Origin of the sequence: Vibrio sp. 1CM24A, from assembly GCF_023161725.1 — a bacterium.
GTDB classification, from domain to species: Bacteria; Pseudomonadota; Gammaproteobacteria; order Enterobacterales; family Vibrionaceae; genus Vibrio; species Vibrio coralliirubri.
In genome coordinates this window covers 188,213-204,631 of sequence record NZ_JALNTS010000009.1, presented here as the reverse complement: position 1 = coordinate 204,631, position 16,419 = coordinate 188,213, and the positions used below count along the sequence as shown (strand labels likewise).

Below are 16,419 nucleotides of genomic sequence, written 5' to 3'. Positions count from 1 at the left end.
GTAAATGGTTCGCTCAGTTAATCTCGAACAAACCTTTAAATACAGAAAGTTAGAACGCTAATTTTTTAAAAGCAAATTAAAAAGTAAGTGCACTCTGCCATTCACGAATCCAAGGCTTACGCTTCTCGGCGATCTCTTCTGAGCTAAAGCTCAGCGCTTTCTGAGGAACCGTAAGTTGCTCAAACCCTTTTGGTAACTCAACATCCGTCACTGGGTACATCCAGTTACCTGTTGGCATCGCCGATTGGAATTCATCACTTAGGATAAACGCCATAAACTCATCAGCAAGTTTTTCGTTCTTGCTGCCTTTAACCTTAGCGGCCACTTCCACTTGAGTGTAATGCCCTTCTTCAAAGCTTGCTGCTGCGTACTTAGAATCGCTCTCAGCAATAATGTGGTAAGCAGGAGACGTTGTGTAAGACAACACTAAATCTGACTCACCTTCTAGGAACATTGAGTAAGCTTCAGACCAGCCTTTGGTTACAGTCACTGTTTTCTGAGCAAGCTTCTTCCATGCTGCTGTCGCTTCATCACCGTATACTGATTTCATCCAAAGCATCATGCCTTGGCCTGGTGTTGATGTACGTGGGTCTTGGTAGATAACCTTAAGATCATCACGCTGCTCAACCAGTTCTTTCAAGCTCTTCGGTGGGTTTGCCAACTTCTCTTTGTTGTAAACAAAAGCAAAGTAGCCAAAGTCATAGGGTACAAAAGTGCTGTCGTTCCAACCATTAGGAAGTGTTACTGATGAAGTATCAACATTATGCTCAGCCAATAAGCCCGTCGCTTTCGCTTCAGCCATCAGGTTGTTGTCGAGACCTAGCAAGATATCGGCTTTGCTGTTGCCGCCCTCAAGACGTAAACGGTTCAGGATAGACACGCCATCTTCTAGAGCGACAAAATTCACATCACAACCACACTTCTCTTCGAATGCTTTTTCAACGGCAGGACGAGGGCCCCAGTCCGCAGCAAAAGAGTCATAGGTGTATACAGTCAAAGTGTTGTCTGCAGCAAAGGCAGAAAAAGAAATAGCTGTAGTAACAGCAAGGGTAGTTAATGTGAATTTCACTGGACGCTCTCCATGGTCTGAGCGGCACAGGTTTGAGGGAGGAGAACGGTAGAGGTTGTTCCTAACTCAATTCCTACGCCAGCATTATCTGGTTCAGGTTTACGGGTCCCAAGCATCTGCTTGATCTCAGCTCGCATTCATTATTTGAATGGTTCGCTCCCCGATGAGTGTTCAGAATTGTAATTTGATTTTTAACAATAAGCTATCAAGTTTGGATCAATTACGTTGATCGTAGCCCCAACGTGGCACTAAACCTTGTTCGATACCAAGGTGGTCGAGAATACGCGCCACCATAAAGTCGACCAGATCTTCAATTGACTTAGGTTGATGATAAAAACCCGGGGCTGCAGGCATGATCGTCACGCCCATGGTCGAAAGCTTGTGCATGTTCTCGAGATGAAGCGTCGAAAATGGCGTCTCACGAACCACCAACAACAATTGGCCTCGCTCTTTCATGACCACATCTGCTGCTCGCTCAATCAGGTTATCCGACAAGCCATGTGCAATCGAAGCCAAACTTCCCGCGGAACATGGGCACACTACCATCTGCCTCGGTGCAGCTGAACCAGAGGCAACTGGCGAGAACCAATCATCTTTGCCACACACCACCAGCTTTTCAGGGTCGCAGCCAAGGTGTTTAACCAAAGCTTGCTTTGCCGCATCTGGCCCAGCAGGTAACTTAAGTTCATGCTCGGTCGCCAATACCACTCGCGCTGCCGATGAAATCAGCAAGTAGACCTGATAATCAGCCGCCAAAAGGCATTCAAGTAAACGCAGGCCATAAGGCGCACCAGATGCGCCAGTGAAAGCAAGAGTTATCGCTTTATCGTGTTTTGTCATGTTCTCAATTACTTCAAATTATAAGGTCGTGGATGCCGTTAGCCTTTGAGTGCCAATCCATCCAACAGTTTTTGGTGAATGCCACCAAAGCCACCATTACTCATTACCAAGATTTGGTCGCCAGCTTGTGCCTCTGAGACAATTTTAGCAACGAATGCATCCATGTCATCACTCACGTGTGCAGGTTGGTGACAAGCGTCTGCAACATCTTGAACTGACCAATCAATGTTATCCGGTTGGAATAAGTAGGTAGAATCCGCCTGCTTCAACGAATCAGCCAGTATTTCTTTGTGCACACCACGTTTCATGGTGGCAGAACGAGGTTCTAAAACGGCAATGATTTTCTTAGTGTCGACGTTATTACGTAACCCGCCGAGTGTAAGTTCAATCGCCGTTGGATGATGAGCAAAATCGTCATAAACAGACACACCTGCCACCTCTCCTTTAAACTCCAAACGACGCTTAGTATTAATAAAGGTAGCTAGCGATTCACAAGCAAGGTCAGGTGTCACGCCCACATGACGTGCAGCTGCTATCGCCATCAAAGCATTATTTACGTTATGGTCGCCCACTAAATCCCAGTTTACCGTTCCAACACATTCATTTTGGAAGTAAACCTCAAATTGAGAGCCATCTTTGACCAGTTTCTTGGCATCCCAGTCGCCTTGCTCGCCACTCGATTCAGTTTCACTCCAACAACCGCGAGCTAGAACATCTTCAATAGCGCTGTCTTGCTTAGGTGAAAATATACGGCCATTGCTCGGCACAGTACGCACCAAATGATGGAATTGTCGCTTAATCGCTTCAAGATCGTCAAAGATGTCCGCATGATCGAACTCTAGGTTATTCATCACCAAGGTTCTTGGGTGGTAATGAACGAACTTAGATCGTTTATCGAAAAAAGCACTGTCGTATTCGTCGGCTTCTACCACGAAGAACATACTTTCACCAAGGCGAGCAGAGATACCAAAGTTACCCAACACACCGCCAACTAAGAAGCCCGGTGCATAGCCACAGTCTTCCAAGATCCAAGCCAACATGCTTGATGTCGTGGTCTTACCATGCGTTCCCGATACCGCTAACACCCAACGGTCATGCAGCAGGAACTCTTGTAACCACTGAGGACCAGAGGTGTATCTAAGGTTGTTATCCAACACATACTCAACACACGGATTACCGCGGCTCATTGCGTTACCGATAACCACGAGATCTGGCCTTGGTTCTAATTGGCTAGGGTCGAACCCTTCAATAATTTCAATCCCTTGCGATTCCAACAAGGTGCTCATTGGTGGGTAAACATTCGCGTCACTACCCGTAACCTTGTGACCTAATTGACGAGCCAATACTGCAGCACCACCCATGAAGGTGCCACAAATTCCTAAGATATGAATATGCATAAATTGCTTCCAAACGCTTGGCTAAATAAACGATGCCTAATTAAAACGGCTTGCACTCATTATCATTAAATGGCGATTAAAAGCGAGCGGCAATGCAAAACAAATTGAGTCGACATAGTAAGTGAGATCTGTGTCGCTTAGTTCATTACCATTAAAAAGATCTAACCTTTAGAATTTAGGTAAGCGTCTAGATGAATAAAGCCCACTTAAGAGGCCGAATCTACAGTGCTCAAATCCCCCCTAATATTGAGAGAAGTTTAAGGAAATAACATGTCTGAGATGCGCACCCTTGGTGAGTTCATTGTTGAGAAACAGAGTGACTTCCCCCATGCAAGCGGTGATCTATCATCCCTTTTGTCGTCTATTCGACTTGCTGCAAAAATTGTTAACCGTGAGATCAACAAGGCTGGCCTAGTCGACATCACTGGCGCTGTTGGTACAGACAACGTGCAAGGTGAAGAGCAACAAAAGCTAGACCTTTACGCGAACGACAAATTTAAAGCGGCTCTAGAAGCTCGTGACCAAGTTTGTGGTGTTGCAAGTGAAGAAGAAGACGAAGCTGTCGCCTTCAATAAAGAGCTCAACAAAAACGCAAAATACGTTGTACTGATGGATCCACTTGATGGCTCTTCAAACATCGATGTGAATGTCTCGGTTGGTACAATTTTCTCTATCTACCGTCGAGTATCACCGATCGGTACGCCACCAACACAAGAAGATTTCCTACAGCCAGGACACAAGCAAGTAGCCGCGGGTTACGTGATTTACGGTTCTTCAACCATGCTTGTATACACAACAGGTGCTGGCGTAAATGGCTTCACCTACGACCCATCACTGGGTACCTTCTGCCTATCTCATGAAAACATGATGATTCCAGACGAAGGTAAGATTTACTCAATCAACGAAGGTAACTACATCCGCTTCCCTACGGGTGTTAAGAAGTACATCAAGTATTGCCAAGAGAATGAGCCAAGTGACAACCGCCCTTACACATCACGTTACATCGGTTCTCTAGTTTCAGATTTCCACCGTAACCTGCTGAAAGGCGGCATCTACTTGTACCCAAGCACGCAAAGTCACCCTCAAGGTAAACTGCGCCTGCTTTACGAGTGCAACCCAATCGCTTTCCTTATGGAACAAGCGGGCGGCATCGCTTCAGACGGTGCTCAACGTATCATGGATATCAAACCAACTGAGCTGCACCAACGTGTACCTTTCTTTGTTGGTTCAACAGACATGGTTCGCAAAGTAGAAGAGTTTCTTGAACTGAACCGAGACTAAACCTCTCATTCATTTCTCAAAATAGCGTCATTAAAAAGCCAGCATTCACATGCTGGCTTTTTGTTTGATAACTCAGAATATATAGCGACTAAGCGTTGTTCCGCTTACACCAGTTACCCGAAAGTATTTCTTTATTAGCTGTTAGATCAAGCTGATACAAATATACCCATGCTAATCCAAATATAGTCTCTATTTGCTCGCGACGATACTCAACAGGAACATCTTCTAGCCGATCGAGCGACTCTAAAATTTCGTCGTTAATGATATAGACCTCACCAGCGACACTTTTCTTTCCCAAAATCATCGCCGGATAGGCACCTAAATCAAAAAGTGCGTATTCCTTATGTGTATCAAACTGCCCTAATAAATCGCAGCCCTTCAAATAGTGGTGATTGGACTGACCTTGTCTCAAGGTTCCATAAACAAAAACAAGATGCTGCATACGCCCTCCATGAGCCTTTCTACTTGCATTCCAACCAATGGATAAAACCAGAGCGACTCGATCTCAAACTGCTTTACTCGAATTCAAATTGATAGAGAAGGTCTACGGCACTGTCGAGACCTGACACAGCTTCAACATAGAGATCCTGCATCAATCGATAACGAACGGTAAACTCACCGAGCGAGTTGAAGATACCCACACCATACTTCACCTGTAAGCCTGGCAGGATGTAACCACTTACCGTCACTTGAGAGTCATCACCAGAGCCTGCGGTATCCAGTTGCAAGTCCTGTACACCAAAGGCTTCACCGATTTCGCCAACAACCTTACCACTCTTCGCTAAACTCAAACCGATTAAGGTCGTTGTCATCGAACCGCTCGACTCACCGTCGATATCTTGGCCACGCAAAATATAAGACAGCGCGTTCGCTTGTGGCATCGCTGGATCAGAGTAAATCTCGATGGTCGGCTCTGTCGCAGGGCCTGTCACTCGAATACCTGCGGTCACGTCATCCTGAGTATTATCAGGATTACGAATCGCATTGATGGCTACGTATGGCTGATCCGGTGGACCATTCATTAGAATCTTACCCTCTTCGATTAAGAGGTCTTGCCCGAATGATTGGTAAGTACCATCGACGATGTTCACTTCACCTGTAATAAATGGACCTTGGTCTTTTTGAGCCACGTTGAGCTTACCGACCAAATCACCCTCAAGACCGAAAGCAGACAATTTAAAGTCATCACCAATGGAGATATTAATATTCGTCATCACGTTGAATGGGATCGTATCTTCGTTTTCTGGCTCTAGATCTTTATTCAGAATAACCTGATCAGAAGAGACGCCAACCGCTGACGGTGGTAAATCTTCAACAACAATTCGTCCCCATGGTAATGCAATATCACCGGTGATTTTCGCCAGTTCTGGTGTGACATCAATAGTCATATCAGGCACGACCTTCACTTTAACCATAGGTGGGATATCAACCATCAACTCATCAGCGAAAACTCTAACGTTAGAGTGCCATGCTGTAAGATCTTGCCAATCTCCGGTTCCCTCAATATCAAGGTGACCATCAGGCGTTTCCACATTCGCATCCAGTTTTGCACTATAACCATCAAAGTCGAGGTCGATGCGGCCATCTTTCACATCAACAGGCGTGACGTCGCCTTTCACTTGAATACCATCAACAGAGAATTGGCCGAATACTTGAGGGTGCATCAGAGAGCCTTTAACTTGAAGATCACTCTCAAGGTCAGCTTTCAATAAGCTGTATTCACCTAGAATGGGTTGTAAGAAATCAAGATGGAACGTGGTCAGCTTAATTGCAGCATCGACCATTTTGTCTTCGGCAAGAATATTCGGTAACGACACCGTGCCAGACAGGTCACCATTGTCGGAAACATCCAACTTAAAGTCGGCATCCAGTTTGTTGTCTTTCAGTTGGGCATTCAATGCAATGCTTTCCCAACCCAGTGTAATTGGCTCACCCACTTGTTGAACAACCTGACCTTTCGGCATATCAACGCTTACCGTAACCTCAGGCTCACCTTGTTCAGACCACTTAGCATGAGCGGTCGCATTGACTAAGCCCTGTAATTGCGTCTCTTTAGGCACAAAGGCTTTAATCTGATCGAAATCGAATTGATTGATGGCTACCTTGGCCTCACCCGATTTTCCGACACGAACGTCTTCAGCCAAACACACGCTCGAACCCGATTGTTTCCAACAGTGCGCTTGAACATCGGCAAACTGTTTATCAACATCCGCCTTTATCGCGACAGGTTGGTCTAATACCCAAGGGCCTTGCTGAGTGGTGATTTTGACTCTATCTAACGACCCATCCCAAATAAGAGAAGGCTTTTGAATCAACTCTCCGGAAATAGCTAAGCTTGTAGACACGATGTCGGATATCACATCAAGTGTCACTGTGTGTTTCTTCTCACCACCACTCACCGTGAGATCAATGCTTTCTACGCTCTGATCTTGATAGGTTAGGTTGTTAGCTTTTAATTCAAGATCAGCTTGAGCTTCAGGCAATGGCAGAGGAACCACAGAACCATTAAGCGACAAGGATTCTAGTGTTGCTTCGTTATTCCAATCTACCTTATCCACATTTAGAGCGAGATCGACTTCAGGCTCTTTCGTTGGACCACTGAGCTGGATGTTACCAATCACTTTACCTTTCAAATCAGGGACGCTTTTTACAAGCTCAGGGAAATCAATCTCAACGCCCATATCCCATTTCTTATCAAGCTCACCCTGAGCCTTAATCGAGTTAACACCGTGAGCTAAGCTCAAACCACTGGTTTTCAGTTTTGGTTCACCGCTCGCGCTGCGATCCGACGCTGACAACTGACCTTCGATATCCAGAGGGTATTCTCGCAAGATCCCTTCAATATCCAATTTAGGCAGTTCAATCGCCCAGCCGCCCGCTTCCGTCAACTCACCAGAGGTGACGATGCTTCCACTAATGTTACCCTCGGCTTCTGGCCATTGCAGGCCCGGCTGAATGTCTTTGAGTGTCACGTCAGCTTGCCAGTTAACGAGACTCTTCCAATTCGCTTTAACGACGCCGTTAAGCTCACCGCCTAGCGTGTTGAGATTTAGACGCTCGAGCTCAATTTGTTCCGTCGTGCCTTTACCCTGTAGATCGATGGCTAATTCAGGGATTTCCTTACCATCGGCTTCACCTTTAAGAAGAACATTGAAACCATCTAGTGAGCCATCAGCTTTGAATTGCTCAATTGTCGCTTGGTAATCGCTTTTTCCGGTAAGGGGCCATTGCGCTTGCCCGCCCTCTAAAAGAAGGTCAAATGGTAAAGTCGGCTCTAAGGGTTCGATATCCCCAGACAACTTTGCCTCAATCAGCTCAGAAAATTGGGAATCTAGGTTTAGCTTAGCCACGCTGCCTTGTGCTTTCAGAGACAACTTCTGACCAGCAAGGTCGGTTTCTTTCACTAACGCATCCAAAGAAAGCTCTAACGGATAACCGCTCTTGAGCTCAACCTTAGTCGTTAGGTTTGCACTGGCTTGTGGCATATCGAGTTCGAGAGTTGAAACATCAACCGTGTGTTTGCCCGCGCGAGCTTCTAGCCCAAGGTGGTTCACAACGATTGGTGTTTCTTGTTCTAAGGTGAAACGGTTAAGATCAAAACGCTCCAACACAACCTGTAAAGGAATCCAGACTTCCGGCAATTCAATAGCCGTTTTCTCGGTAGCTTCTGGCTCAACCTTTTCTGCTTGCGGTTCTTCTGTCGACTCCGCGAGTTTAACCTTAAGATCATTGAATAATGTTGGCGATACCGTTAGCTTCTCGCCCTGCATGCTCAAAGCCGTAGAGAACAGGCTCCATTCAATTTCATGCCCTAAGATATTCAACTTGATATCAGATAAAGCGATACGGTTGATTACGATTGGCAGCGGTGTTTTTACCGATGTTACGGGCGGAGTCGGTTCTGTTTCTTCTGTAGAGGCAGGAGGCAGCTCAGTAAATGCGAAGTCCAACCCTTGAATCGCTAAACGATCGACACACAGCTTAGGGTCGAGCAGACAGCGAGGATTAATAGCCAAGTTCAGCTTTTTAACCTTGGTGTCGATATGAAGGCTATCATCTTTGAACTGGACATTATTAAGCGTAAAACTTGGAAAAAGTGCCCCTTTGGTGCTTTCCACTTTAAGTTGTGGCAATGCTTTTTCAGCACCCCACAGCACAGTGTTCAACCCTGGGTTGGTGAACAAAACAAAACCTAGCAGGGCTACCAACAACAGCAAAATAGACGTCAATGAGATCGACGTCCACTTAATGAATTTGCCCATCACTTTGATCATAATTCTGGCCCTAAACTAAAGTGTAACTGGAACTCATCACCTTTTGCTGCATCTAGACCCCAAGCAAAATCTAAACTCACTGGACCAACAGGTGACGCCCAACGAACACCGACACCAGTGCCGTGTTTCCATTCAGGTTTATCATTAAATGCATCACCAATGTCGTAGAATGCCGCTCCCCACCAGTTTCCAACCAAGCGGTATTGGTATTCAAACGAACTGGTTGCCATGAATTTTGCACCCGTTAGTGCACCACTTTCATCTCGAGGAGAGATCGACTCATAACCATAACCACGAATGCTATTGTCACCACCAGCAAAGAATCTTAGGGAGGGAGATAGCTTATCAAACTCGTCAGCAAAGTTGCCGCCAAATTGAAGTCGAGTTAAGCCTCGGTGATTGTCGCCAATGCTTCGAATCCAAGCGGTTTGACCTTGAAAACGGACAACCTTAGTTGCAGATAACAAGGTATCATCAGCAGCTTCAAACATAATGGTTTGTTTGTCGCCCCACATCGGCATCGAACCACCTCGTGTTCGAGTGCGTGAGAAAGCAATACCCGGCAGCACAAATTGCGCCAAGTCATCCTGCAAACCTTGCTCATAGTTTTCGACCAAGTATCGAATGAACACCGTGCGTTGCCAGCCATTATCCAGACGCCAATATCTTTCTAGCGCTAAGTTTGATTCCAAACTCTTGGTATCACGATTATCCAAATTCTTCATACCATACTTAACTTGGTAGTAGTCATTAAGTACGTCATCCAATGGGATTTTATAAGCAGCCGTGATCGTCTGCTCAGGCTTCGAGATCGACAAGCTACTATTAAAGCTATGGCCTCGATCATTAACCCAAGGTTTTTTCCATTTGAGAGTGCCTTTCACACCAAGGTCGGTTGAGACACCGATACCCGTTTCGATTTGGTTACGAGCTTGCGGAGCAAGGCTAACCTTCATCGGGATTTCTCGGCCTTCGCCTAACTGGCTTAAATCTGGTTCAACAAATACCGAGGAGAACCAATCCGTATTAGACAGGTTTTGGTTGTACTCACCAACTTTGGTTATTGAGTAAGGTTCGCCATCCTCAAATGGTTTAAGTGACTGCACCTTATCTTCTTCTATCTGGCTACCAGTAACCTGAGTAGTACCAAAGTGATAGCGGATACCACTGTTATAATGAAGACGAACATAAGCGCGATTCAATTCAGGAGCGACTTCTAGCTTACTAAGATCATAAGCACCATCGAAGTAGCCTTTCGCTAAGCCAAGGTTGCGGATCGACGATTTCAAAGAGTCATAATTACCATGGTTCAGAGTCGAACCTTTAGACAAGTTACTCTTCGCTATCAAGGCTAAAAAGTCTGGGTCATCTTTGGCTTCACCCGTCAGAACGATATCTGAAGTATAAATAACAACAGGCTCTCCCGGCTCAACCGTAACGGTCATTTCGGTATCATCTTCGGAGTGAGTAAATGTGATTTTAGGGTGGTAGTAGCCTAACGCATTCAGGGCTTCTTTAATCATAGATTCCAAGCGGGATTGGAATCTTAGTGAAACCGAATACTCTTCTTCAGGGATCGCACTCAGATAAGCATCAACATTATCCTCAAGCGCTCCATCTAGCCCTTTGATTTCAAGGGAAACGTCAGCGAAAGCGAGCGTCGATGACAATAGAGTGCCAATCAGAACTGGTAAAGTTTTTCTTATCATGTTTAATTGGTGAAGAAGTTATCAATACGTTAATAAGTGAAAAGAAATAATACCGCTAAATAGGCATTGAGTCTGTAATAAATCCTGGAATAACACGGTCTAATTTAAAGACTTATTCAATATTGACCAACAGTTAATATGAACCCACGTTAAATAAAAGCCAGCGCGGTAAACGTATGCGAAAAGGAATATAACATGCTAAACAAACAACAACTGGTTTCTGCAGCAACCGCACTACCGGGAAATGCTGACCCAATTCGAATCACTGAGCGCCATTTCGTCAATCAAACCGACCTGCTCGATGCGCCTACGGACTCTCAACAAGAAGTCCTGTTTGGTATGGGATGCTTCTGGGGAGCTGAGCGTTTGTTTTGGCAATTGGATGGCGTTATTTCAACATCCGTTGGTTACGCTGGCGGATACACAGTTAATCCCACTTATGAACAAGTATGTACTGGGCAAACCGGCCATACCGAAGTCGTTCGTGTCATATTTGATAGTGAACAAACCTCTCTAGCTCGAATACTTGAGACCTTTTGGGAGCGTCATGACCCAACTCAGGGAATGCGCCAAGGCAACGATTTAGGAACTCAATACCGCTCCGCTATCTACACTTTCAGTGAAGAGCAACAGTCTATCGCCGAGCGCTCTAAACAAGACTATCAAAGAGCAATGACTGAATCTTTAGGCAACGAGATCACAACGGAAGTTCTACCTGCGGGAAAATATTTTTTTGCTGAAACCTACCACCAGCAATATTTAGCTAAAAACCCTAACGGTTACTGCGGACTAGGTGGAACAGGGGTTTGCTTCCCGCCACAATAGAGGGCATTTAGGCACCCTATCTCAAACGATATCCATTAAAAAAGGGCTTCCATTAGGAAGCCCTTTTCGTTGTTAATCTATTTGAAGCAAGACCAATCAATAAAGCTCAGTTACATCGGCAGAGCAGCAATCGTGCCGTTCACTTCTTTAAAAATAGTAAGCTTTTGTTTGTCAGACACTTCAGGAAGAAGCACCTTGCCGTGGTCGAAGCGAAACTCTCCAACACCTTCGATAGCAAACTGGCCCTTGAACAGGACTTTAACGAAACGCGCCACCTGATGTGGGCGGTAAGTAGAAAATTTTCTTAACATAATACAACCTCAATTCCATTTGAGTACTACAGTCACGCACCTGAACACCACCGTATTCAAAGCACATTTAATCGCTAATTCCTTTAGCAAACAGCAAGATAATCTATTGTTCATCTTGATATTGATGCATTATACCTTTTGATAACAAGCTCGCAACTTATTTCTACATCGTACGATAAAAAAGTTAAAGAGGCATTTTTCAAATTTCATATTATACTTCCAGTGCAAACCAATAAGCGGAACAAAAATATAATGAAAAACAAAACTCTACTGGCTTTTCTAGCCGCAGCCTCTCCACTCTTCGCCAATGCTCACAATCTATCTGTAGGCTCAACTCTGCCTGCTGTCGATGTTAGCAACTATGGTGAAATCGTTCTAAACGACGGTAATACCGGATATCAAGCATGGGCAACCAGCAATCTCCTAGGTAAAGTTCGCGTCGTTCAAGCTATCGCTGGTCGTAGCAGCTCTAAAGAGCTCAACGCACCATTGATGGCAGCCATCACTGCATCGAAGTTCTCAGAAGACAGCTACCAAACCACGACCATCATCAACCAAGATGATGCTATCTGGGGTACGGGTTCTTTTGTTAAATCGTCAGCAGAAAGCAGCAAAGAAGAATTTCCATGGTCTTCTATGGTCCTAGATGAAGACGGCGCCGTTGCGTCATCATGGGCTCTAAAAGAAGAAAGCTCAGCGATTATCGTTCAAGACAAGCAAGGTAAAATCTTGTTTGTAAAAGAAGGTGCATTAAACGAATCAGAAGTCACTCAAGTCATTGAGTTGATTAAAGCGAGTCTTTAATAAGATATTCGCGTCTTTTTCGAGACCTAACCAAAGGATATTGTTATATTATAACAGTATCCTTTTTTAATTCTGTGGTTAATCATCCTGATGTGGCAAAACACACCCAACAATGTGAAACGCAAAACAGGCTTCTTGCTTGGGCTTATGCTCATGTTAAGCGTGTTAGCCGCAACACACATCGTGGATATCGCACCAGAGCACCACACCTCACACCATTGTGAGCTGTTTTCGCTTAATCAGTTCATCACAGCGCACTCACTACCACAGATTCCAGAGTTCCATTCAGAATTTACTGTCGCTATCACAGAGTCAGTAACTTCACTACAGCGGTTATATTTCGCTTATTTGGCACGCTCACCCCCTGTAAATATCGCTTAATTACCACTACTTTTTAATTAACCTTTATTCAGGAAAAAAACATGAAACCTACTATTTTAGCCGTTGTTATCGGCATGACTGTCTCTACAAATGTTCTAGCTAACGAAGAATTCCGCTCTCATGATGCACACGTACATGGTCAAGTTGAAGTAAACATCGCGCAAGATGGGCAAGAACTGCTTGTTGAAGTAACAGCTCCAGGCGCGGATGTGGTTGGGTTTGAACATGCTCCAGAAACTGCAGAACAGAAGAAAGTGTTTGAGCAGGCTATCGCACAATTAAACAAGCCAGAAGAGCTGTTTAGTTTTAACAATGCGAGTTGTACTCTGAAGTTCAAGTCAGTGGCAAACACCTTAGAAGGCGATCATGACGACCATGAAGGCCATGACCATGCGGAACACGGTCATGACGACCACGAAGGCCATGACCACGCTGAGCACGATCATGATGACCACAAAGACCATGATCACGCTGAGCACGATCATGACGACCACAAAGGCCATGACCACGCTGAGCACGATCATGATGACCACAAAGGCCATGACCACGCTGAACACGATCATGATGACCACGAAGGTCATGACCACTCTGAAGGTGGCCACGGCGAATTCACCGTTGAGTACCATTACCAATGTTCAGACGTTGCTAAGCTAGACACAGTTAGCACTCAATGGTTCTCTAAGTTCGGTAATACAGAAAAAATGACTGTGAACTTACTGACAGACACAGCTCAAGTACAAGAAGTGCTTAACGCAGAGCGTATTAGTTTCCGATTCTAATCACTCCTAGATCGGATTAAACGTAAAATAAACAGCCAGGTAAGTCATCGCTTACTTGGCTGTTCAAATCGGTGTGTTCTGGGGAATTTATGCTTCAAATTACTGTCCAGTAGATACACCGCTTTAATTATTGGAGCTAGCATGTCTTCTGACAGTTCATCATTTGTGGTCAAACTCGAAAATATCAGCTTTCGTTGGAAGCCTGAATTACCACCAACGCTAGAGATCCCCTCTCTGTACATCCAAGCCCAAGAGCACCTTTTTATTAAAGGGCCAAGTGGTTGTGGAAAATCAACTTTGTTAGGGCTACTGACCGGAATCAACCAAGCTGAGCAAGGAGAAGTCTCAATCCTTGATCAAGACCTCACTCAGCTTACACCTCGTCAAAGAGATAAATTCAGAGCCGATCATATTGGTTATATTTTCCAACAATTTAACCTGCTTCCTTATCTATCAGTTATCGATAACGTGACGCTTCCTTGCCAGTTTTCACAGATTCGTAAACAGCAAGTCACAGAAAGCCAGAAAAGCTTACAAGAGACGGCTCGAGAGTTATTACTCCGATTAAAGCTACCTCAAGCTTTAATGGACAAGCCCGTTACCGAGTTAAGCATAGGTCAACAACAACGTGTTGCTGCCGCTCGTGCTTTGATTGGCCAACCCAAAATCATTATTGCCGACGAGCCAACCTCGGCTTTGGATCATGACAACCGAGAAGCTTTTATCGAACTGTTGCTAGAACAAGCTAACCAGGCAGGTTCTACTCTTATCTTTGTTAGCCATGATCCAACACTAGAAAAGTTGTTCACTCGAACCATAGATTTAAAAACCGTTAACCAAGCTAAGGTTGTCGTATGAAAGTAATTACTCACTTAGCCTTAAAAAGCGTACTCAACCGTAAAGCCACGGCTATTCTCACTATTCTCACGGTAGCTGTATCTGTCATTCTCTTGCTCGGCGTAGAACGCGTTAGAACCGAAGCAAAAAGCAGCTTCGCCAATACGATTTCAGGTACTGACCTTATCGTTGGTGGCCGTTCTGGTCAGGTAAACCTGCTGCTTTACTCAGTATTCAGAATCGGTAATGCGACCAACAACATCGACTGGAAAAGCTATGAAGAATTTAGCCAGCACAACGCAGTAAAGTGGGCGATACCAATCTCATTGGGCGATTCACACAAAGGCTTCCGTGTGATGGGTACAAATCATAGTTACTTTGAAAACTATCGCTATGGAAGTAAGCAACCACTTACTTTTCAGCAAGGTAAAGAGTTTAATCAACTATTTGACGTAGTGATTGGTGCCGATGTCGCGAAGAAGCTAGATTACAAAATCGGTGATCAAATCATTCTTGCGCACGGTATCAGTGATGTTGCGTTTAGCCGTCACGATAATCTGCCCTTCAAAATTGTCGGAATACTGGCACCAACCGGGACACCAGTAGATAAAACAGTGCATGTTTCGTTAGAGGCTATTGAAGCGATTCATGTTGGCTGGGAGTCAGGTGCTAACCTAGGACACACGCCGGATGCCGAAACCTTAAAGACTTTTGATTTCCAACCGAAGCAGATTACCGCGATGATGCTCGGGCTGAATTCGAAGATTCAAACCTTCGCACTGCAACGAGAAATCAATAACTACCGCCAAGAACCTTTGAGCGCCATTATGCCGGGCATTGCGCTTCACGAATTGTGGGGAATGATGGCTGTAGCAGAACAAGCACTACTGATTGTTTCAGGGTTTGTTGTTGTCGCCGGTTTATTGGGCATGCTCAGTAGCCTACTCACTAGCTTGCAAGAAAGGCGTCGAGAGATGGCTATCCTGCGTGCGATGGGCGCAAGACCTCGTCATGTGTTTGGTTTACTGATCAGTGAAGCCAGTGCGCTAACCTTCCTTGGCATTACATTAGGTGTTGCGGTGTTGTTTGCGCTGATCGCAGTGGTTGCTCCTATTGTGCAACAAAGCTATGGTATCAACATATCGATATCCGCAATCACACCGCATGAGTGGAAACTGCTTATGCTGGTACAAGTTGCCGGAATCATTATCGGCTTTATTCCCGCTTTCAGGGCTTACCGCCAGTCATTGTCTGATGGCATGACGATTCGAATCTAAAATAGGAACCTACGATGCAACGCAAATTCCTACTGATACTTGGGCTACTTCTGTTCCCATTTATCAGTACAGCTCACGCTGAAACCACTCAGAATGACGAATCGGTATTAACACTTGAATGGATTGATTTGATTCCGGAATCAGAGCGCGCTCAGCTAGATTCATTTGGTATGCCGATGGTTGACCACAATAGTATGGACAAACCTCAACAATCGACACTTGGTGCTGTTCGCCCAGAATTGAATGGCAGCACAGTGAAGATTCCTGGCTTTGTGATTCCATTGGAAGGTGATGAGAATATGATCACTGAGTTTCTGCTGGTACCGTACTTTGGCGCATGTATCCACGTGCCACCGCCGCCACCGAACCAAATCATCTACGTGAAGTTCCCGAAAGGTGCACCAATACAGCAGTTATGGGATGTAATCTATTTGGTCGGAACGCTGAAAACTGAGTCAATCAGCCATGACTTAGCGCAAACCGGTTATCTTATTGAAGGTACTGCGATTGAAGAATATGACGACATGTAGTCATTAGAAGGGTGGCTCAAGGATGAGCTGCCGTCACTGAACGAGTGTGATCATTCAATAACAGTTTAATAACGATAATTTTATTCTGAATTACGCGATGTAATT

At 45.0% G+C, this 16,419-nt stretch carries 15 protein-coding genes and 1 riboswitch; of the genes, 8 read left to right on the top strand and 7 right to left on the bottom strand.

Features of this window, described 5'->3' with window-relative positions:
• Window positions 1–76: 76 nt before the first annotated feature.
• The 3 genes from thiB to mpl form a co-directional block, all read right to left on the bottom strand.
• On the bottom strand, window positions 77–1,069 hold the full coding sequence (gene thiB / locus MSG38_RS19880) for a thiamine ABC transporter substrate binding subunit (RefSeq protein WP_048618648.1): 993 nt from the start codon (window positions 1,067–1,069) through the stop codon (window positions 77–79).
• Window positions 1,070–1,122: 53 nt separating this feature from the next.
• A riboswitch (TPP riboswitch) is annotated at window positions 1,123–1,242 on the bottom strand.
• Between the two features lie 43 nt (window positions 1,243–1,285).
• Window positions 1,286–1,909: a flavin prenyltransferase UbiX gene (locus tag MSG38_RS19875; RefSeq protein WP_248402456.1), complete on the bottom strand. Its 624-nt coding sequence runs from the start codon at window positions 1,907–1,909 to the stop codon at window positions 1,286–1,288.
• A 38-nt stretch (window positions 1,910–1,947) separates the two neighbouring features.
• Complete coding sequence (gene mpl / locus MSG38_RS19870; protein WP_248402455.1) at window positions 1,948–3,306, bottom strand: UDP-N-acetylmuramate:L-alanyl-gamma-D-glutamyl-meso-diaminopimelate ligase; 1,359 nt, start codon at window positions 3,304–3,306, stop codon at window positions 1,948–1,950.
• A gap of 270 nt (window positions 3,307–3,576) precedes the next feature.
• On the opposite strand from mpl, the gene fbp reads away from it, so the two are divergent.
• On the top strand, window positions 3,577–4,587 hold the full coding sequence (fbp, locus tag MSG38_RS19865) for a class 1 fructose-bisphosphatase (protein WP_017097551.1): 1,011 nt from the start codon (window positions 3,577–3,579) through the stop codon (window positions 4,585–4,587).
• A gap of 88 nt (window positions 4,588–4,675) precedes the next feature.
• Here the strand turns inward: fbp and MSG38_RS19860 are convergent, their stop codons facing one another.
• The 3 genes from MSG38_RS19860 to MSG38_RS19850 form a co-directional block, all read right to left on the bottom strand.
• On the bottom strand, window positions 4,676–5,029 hold the full coding sequence (locus MSG38_RS19860) for a gamma-glutamylcyclotransferase (protein WP_248385003.1): 354 nt from the start codon (window positions 5,027–5,029) through the stop codon (window positions 4,676–4,678).
• A 73-nt stretch (window positions 5,030–5,102) separates the two neighbouring features.
• Entirely contained in the window at window positions 5,103–8,861 is a 3,759-nt protein-coding gene (locus MSG38_RS19855) for a translocation/assembly module TamB domain-containing protein (protein WP_248402454.1), read from the bottom strand.
• Entirely contained in the window at window positions 8,858–10,570 is a 1,713-nt protein-coding gene (locus tag MSG38_RS19850) for an autotransporter assembly complex family protein (RefSeq protein ID WP_248402453.1), read from the bottom strand. Before MSG38_RS19850 ends, MSG38_RS19855 begins: the two co-directional genes overlap by 4 nt.
• 195 nt (window positions 10,571–10,765) lie before the next feature.
• Between MSG38_RS19850 and msrA the strand changes: the two genes are divergently transcribed.
• On the top strand, window positions 10,766–11,395 hold the full coding sequence (msrA, locus tag MSG38_RS19845) for a peptide-methionine (S)-S-oxide reductase MsrA (RefSeq protein WP_248402452.1): 630 nt from the start codon (window positions 10,766–10,768) through the stop codon (window positions 11,393–11,395).
• A 110-nt stretch (window positions 11,396–11,505) separates the two neighbouring features.
• On the opposite strand, the gene MSG38_RS19840 is transcribed toward msrA, so the two are convergent.
• Window positions 11,506–11,706, bottom strand: coding sequence for a DUF1107 family protein (locus MSG38_RS19840; protein ID WP_017632273.1), 201 nt, complete (start codon window positions 11,704–11,706; stop codon window positions 11,506–11,508).
• A 252-nt stretch (window positions 11,707–11,958) separates the two neighbouring features.
• Here MSG38_RS19840 and MSG38_RS19835 point away from each other — a divergent pair, with 252 nt between their 5' ends.
• The 6 genes from MSG38_RS19835 to MSG38_RS19810 all read left to right on the top strand — a co-directional run bounded on the left by MSG38_RS19835 (window position 11,959) and on the right by MSG38_RS19810 (window position 16,314).
• Complete coding sequence (locus tag MSG38_RS19835; protein WP_248402451.1) at window positions 11,959–12,510, top strand: YtfJ family protein; 552 nt, start codon at window positions 11,959–11,961, stop codon at window positions 12,508–12,510.
• A gap of 90 nt (window positions 12,511–12,600) precedes the next feature.
• Complete coding sequence (locus MSG38_RS19830) at window positions 12,601–12,891, top strand: DUF2607 family protein (protein WP_017063722.1); 291 nt, start codon at window positions 12,601–12,603, stop codon at window positions 12,889–12,891.
• 41 nt (window positions 12,892–12,932) lie between these two features.
• The gene (locus MSG38_RS19825) at window positions 12,933–13,670 is read left to right on the top strand and encodes a DUF2796 domain-containing protein (RefSeq protein ID WP_248402450.1); all 738 of its coding nucleotides are present in this window, start codon (window positions 12,933–12,935) and stop codon (window positions 13,668–13,670) included.
• Window positions 13,671–13,811: 141 nt separating this feature from the next.
• Window positions 13,812–14,528, top strand: a complete 717-nt coding sequence (locus MSG38_RS19820; RefSeq protein WP_248402449.1) for an ABC transporter ATP-binding protein — start codon at window positions 13,812–13,814, stop codon at window positions 14,526–14,528.
• The gene (locus tag MSG38_RS19815) at window positions 14,525–15,784 is read left to right on the top strand and encodes an ABC transporter permease (protein WP_048605937.1); all 1,260 of its coding nucleotides are present in this window, start codon (window positions 14,525–14,527) and stop codon (window positions 15,782–15,784) included. The genes MSG38_RS19820 and MSG38_RS19815 overlap by 4 nt, the downstream gene beginning before the upstream one ends.
• Window positions 15,785–15,798: 14 nt before the next feature.
• The gene (locus MSG38_RS19810; protein ID WP_017058892.1) at window positions 15,799–16,314 is read left to right on the top strand and encodes a DUF3299 domain-containing protein; all 516 of its coding nucleotides are present in this window, start codon (window positions 15,799–15,801) and stop codon (window positions 16,312–16,314) included.
• Window positions 16,315–16,419: the final 105 nt, after the last annotated feature.

Coding starts and splice junctions, on each gene's coding strand:
- MSG38_RS19875 (WP_248402456.1), bottom strand. CDS start 1,909: ATGACAAAACACGATAAAGCGATAACTCTTGCTTTCACTGGCGCATCT.
- mpl (WP_248402455.1), bottom strand. CDS start 3,306: ATGCATATTCATATCTTAGGAATTTGTGGCACCTTCATGGGTGGTGCT.
- fbp (WP_017097551.1), top strand. CDS start 3,577: ATGTCTGAGATGCGCACCCTTGGTGAGTTCATTGTTGAGAAACAGAGT.
- MSG38_RS19860 (WP_248385003.1), bottom strand. CDS start 5,029: ATGCAGCATCTTGTTTTTGTTTATGGAACCTTGAGACAAGGTCAGTCC.
- MSG38_RS19855 (WP_248402454.1), bottom strand. CDS start 8,861: ATGATCAAAGTGATGGGCAAATTCATTAAGTGGACGTCGATCTCATTG.
- MSG38_RS19850 (WP_248402453.1), bottom strand. CDS start 10,570: ATGATAAGAAAAACTTTACCAGTTCTGATTGGCACTCTATTGTCATCG.
- msrA (WP_248402452.1), top strand. CDS start 10,766: ATGCTAAACAAACAACAACTGGTTTCTGCAGCAACCGCACTACCGGGA.
- MSG38_RS19840 (WP_017632273.1), bottom strand. CDS start 11,706: ATGTTAAGAAAATTTTCTACTTACCGCCCACATCAGGTGGCGCGTTTC.
- MSG38_RS19835 (WP_248402451.1), top strand. CDS start 11,959: ATGAAAAACAAAACTCTACTGGCTTTTCTAGCCGCAGCCTCTCCACTC.
- MSG38_RS19830 (WP_017063722.1), top strand. CDS start 12,601: ATGTGGCAAAACACACCCAACAATGTGAAACGCAAAACAGGCTTCTTG.
- MSG38_RS19825 (WP_248402450.1), top strand. CDS start 12,933: ATGAAACCTACTATTTTAGCCGTTGTTATCGGCATGACTGTCTCTACA.
- MSG38_RS19820 (WP_248402449.1), top strand. CDS start 13,812: ATGTCTTCTGACAGTTCATCATTTGTGGTCAAACTCGAAAATATCAGC.
- MSG38_RS19815 (WP_048605937.1), top strand. CDS start 14,525: ATGAAAGTAATTACTCACTTAGCCTTAAAAAGCGTACTCAACCGTAAA.
- MSG38_RS19810 (WP_017058892.1), top strand. CDS start 15,799: ATGCAACGCAAATTCCTACTGATACTTGGGCTACTTCTGTTCCCATTT.